We start from the raw sequence: 3034 nt of genomic DNA on the forward strand, positions 1-3034 counted from the left end.
CCTCTTGGGGAAAGGCCTCATTGATTTTATTAAAAATGTCAGGCTCAAAGTAATCCCTGATATATCTGGAAAGCATGGTGGCTGAAAAAAGCAAAACCAGTACGCCTACTCCTACCAGAAACATGTAAGCAGCTTCACCTGAATAAAGAAATGATCCTGAATCCAAAACAATCATGGAACCCCAATAGACAATCAATCCTAGGAGGAAAAGAACAATCAAAGCCTTGGGCCTGATCTTCACAGACTTTTTACCCTGAATCCCAAGAAGAGAAATCATCAGGAGCACAAAAGCAAGAAGCTTTGCCGTATGCGGGGAATCGTAAAGTCCTGTTTTGGAGAGTTTCCCTATAAATTCATCCATCATGAAGTGCTCCCAGCCTTTGGTGCTGAAAAAACTTCTGCAGACATCATAGAAGTGTAAAATCAGCATGAAGATCCCTCCTTTTCTGGTCAGTTCAAGAATTTTCCTGAGTGCATCTGTATTTTCATTTCCCGGCATATTTCAAGAGTTGGGTTTCTTTTTTCTTTTCTTCCTTCTTTTAAAAGGGTTTGGTCCTGCATACTCCTGCTCTGGAATTCTTAGACTCCGACTGGAAATTATTTTGGATAGGTCTGGATTTAAATAATCCTGATTCGATTGAGTGTGATATTCCGGATAGGGATATTCAAGGTTAAATGATCCAAATTTCCCGGATCCATCAATATCAGTTTTATTAAAAATATTAAGCTGTGAACCTAAAAATTCCCTTTGGATTCCTGATGCTGTAAACTCCTTTCCAATTTCGGATCCCTTGAACACAGTCCGTGAAATATTATCAACATAGGTGGTTCCAAAAAGCTTCCCATCCACAGTGTAGGCCGGTTTAAAATATACTGCACGTTTGCGGAGTTCCTCCCCAAACTGCTTTAAGTTTCTTTCATTGTTTTTGCAAGCATTCAGAGCATCACTGATCCTCTGCTTCATTTCTTTATTCGGCTTATAGGCAGCTTTTTTAAAAGCTTCAATCTTCCTATCCACAGCTCTTCTGGTTGGTCTCGAGTGTATGCTGCTTGCTTTTACAGGTACACTTACTCTTTTCCCCCTATTGTCCAGAATAAAGTAAAGCAAGCCTGGCATTTTCCCTTCCTCTGTTACTTTCCCAGCCTCTACTGCTTCGACTTTATATTGGGAAAGCACGGCATTGAATGCTGAAAATGAACCAAAGTAATAATTCCTGAGGACCTCGGTTACAATATTGGAAACAAGTGATTTGGTTTCAGCAATCCCATACTCAGCCTTTTCCAAAGGTGTCCTTATAGTATATTCTTTCTTCTGATCCTCCGCCTTGATCAGTCCCAATTCCTTTTCGAGTAACCTCCTTGCCTTCTCAGATTGGTTTTTCCCCAGATCATGTGTTTCAATTCTTTTTCCCCCGGCATCAATGTTGGTGGTCACAATATGGATATGGGGATGCCCTGCATCATAGTGTCTATATACCAAATAGGGTTGGACAGCAAAGCCGATCCTTTTCATATATTCCTTGGCAGTATATTTCAGGAGCTCATCGTCAATCTTATCCTTTGGAGAAAAATTAAGTGAAATATGAACACAATTGGTTTTGGTTCTCCTGTTCAGATCAGTTAGTTTTTCAAATCGTCTGAGTTTGGTTTTTACTGAACTCAACTCAAAACCTGAAGGGAAACCGTTCCCGGAGAGTACTTTTGCCTCACCTAATTTCACCTTGTTTTCATTGTAAACCAACAGCCCATGCAATGACTTCCCTGTTGTTATTTTTGCAACCATTTTTCATAAAGGTTAGCCCATTGTCTTTCCACCTGAACCTGAAATTCCAATACTTTTTCAAGAGATTTATTGACTTTTTCCAAAGCTTTGGTTTCTGATTTTTTTAGCTGAATATCTTTAAAACTTATGCAGATCTGATTGACATCAATTGCCAATCCTTTAATGATTGAGGAATATTCAGAAAGCTTTTCCATAATGATATCCAGACTTGCATCATGATGAACCAACCTGACTTTTTTACCCAAAAGAATATTTCTGACAAGCTCGCTCATGGTCAGTCCCTGACTCTTTCCAATAATATCATTGAGCTCCTGAAACTTACTTTCCGGTATTCTGCACTCCACCCTATAGGGAAGTCTGTTTGAAGATTTTTTATTTTTCCTTTCCATCACTTTTAATTTTATCTGAGAAAATATCCGAGTCCCGAGGATATTAGACTGGCGACTTTGGAGCGAAGAGCAGGTTTTGGCGTAGACAAAACTACATCTAGCTGACTGCAGCACAGCAGTCTTTTCCCCTCCAAGCAGCCGCCTGAAACCATCTCGGAAATCCCATTTTATACATGCTTTTCCATCAATCTTCAAGGTTCCACATCCAGTTGATGGCGACCGACCTCCAATCTCTGAGGATTGTTCCGTTTTCATTTCTCCAATCCAATGATTGGTAGTAGTAATAGAATACTTCTGCTTCTTCAACCGGGCAGTCCATTTTTTGGAAGTAGGATCTTACCTGCTCGATTCCGGGAATATCCAGCCGGAAATTTTCTGATTTGTGTGGGGTAGTTGTCTTCATACTTTGATCATTTTTGACCAAAGTTTAAAATCACACAAAAAAATTATTCAGTATGTAGACAGGAATGGGGTAAAGATATTTTTGAGGTTGGACGGATGTGTATAGCCTTTATATATCACCAAAATAATAAACGAAAAAATAAAATCTAAGGTGAAAATTTAAAGTATTCACTTAGATTTTTAGTACAATATTTTCATATACTTTCGGAACGAAGAGTGAACAAAGTGTCAAGCTAATATAGTAATTAAAAAAGAAAACGAAACCAGTATTAGTCTGTAACAGCAAACCTGTTTCTATCAATCCCTGCAGTCTCAAGCATAAAATTGTGTAATTCATAGTTTTTGATAAACCCTGGCATGGTTTCACTTCCTGGACCATAAGTAGCTAACTCTACATAGTCGGCTGAATGATTGGTATGCGCCCAACTTACCGCATTGTGTTTCGATAAAATCTGTGCAA

4 protein-coding genes and 1 pseudogene are annotated in these 3034 nt (G+C 38.9%); all 5 read right to left on the reverse strand.

Going from position 1 to position 3034, the window contains the following annotated elements:
• The coding region (locus EA341_RS00170) for a YWFCY domain-containing protein (RefSeq protein WP_293010661.1) at positions 1 to 499 on the reverse strand (499 nt) is incomplete at its 3' end.
• 3 nt (positions 500 to 502) lie between these two features.
• The gene (locus tag EA341_RS00175; protein ID WP_293010662.1) at positions 503 to 1783 is read right to left on the reverse strand and encodes a relaxase/mobilization nuclease domain-containing protein; all 1281 of its coding nucleotides are present in this window, start codon (positions 1781 to 1783) and stop codon (positions 503 to 505) included.
• The gene (locus EA341_RS00180; RefSeq protein ID WP_293010663.1) at positions 1768 to 2172 is read right to left on the reverse strand and encodes a hypothetical protein; all 405 of its coding nucleotides are present in this window, start codon (positions 2170 to 2172) and stop codon (positions 1768 to 1770) included. The genes EA341_RS00175 and EA341_RS00180 overlap by 16 nt, the downstream gene beginning before the upstream one ends.
• A 184-nt stretch (positions 2173 to 2356) precedes the next feature.
• Positions 2357 to 2575, reverse strand: a complete 219-nt coding sequence (locus EA341_RS00185) for a hypothetical protein (protein WP_293010664.1) — start codon at positions 2573 to 2575, stop codon at positions 2357 to 2359.
• 268 nt (positions 2576 to 2843) lie between these two features.
• Positions 2844 to 3034: pseudogene (locus EA341_RS00190) on the reverse strand (alkaline phosphatase); the annotation flags it as partial.

This window comes from Mongoliibacter sp. (genome assembly GCF_007692705.1).
Classification (GTDB): Bacteria; Bacteroidota; Bacteroidia; order Cytophagales; family Cyclobacteriaceae; genus Mongoliibacter.

Coding starts and splice junctions, on each gene's coding strand:
- EA341_RS00175 (WP_293010662.1), bottom strand. CDS start 1,783: ATGGTTGCAAAAATAACAACAGGGAAGTCATTGCATGGGCTGTTGGTT.
- EA341_RS00180 (WP_293010663.1), bottom strand. CDS start 2,172: ATGGAAAGGAAAAATAAAAAATCTTCAAACAGACTTCCCTATAGGGTG.
- EA341_RS00185 (WP_293010664.1), bottom strand. CDS start 2,575: ATGAAGACAACTACCCCACACAAATCAGAAAATTTCCGGCTGGATATT.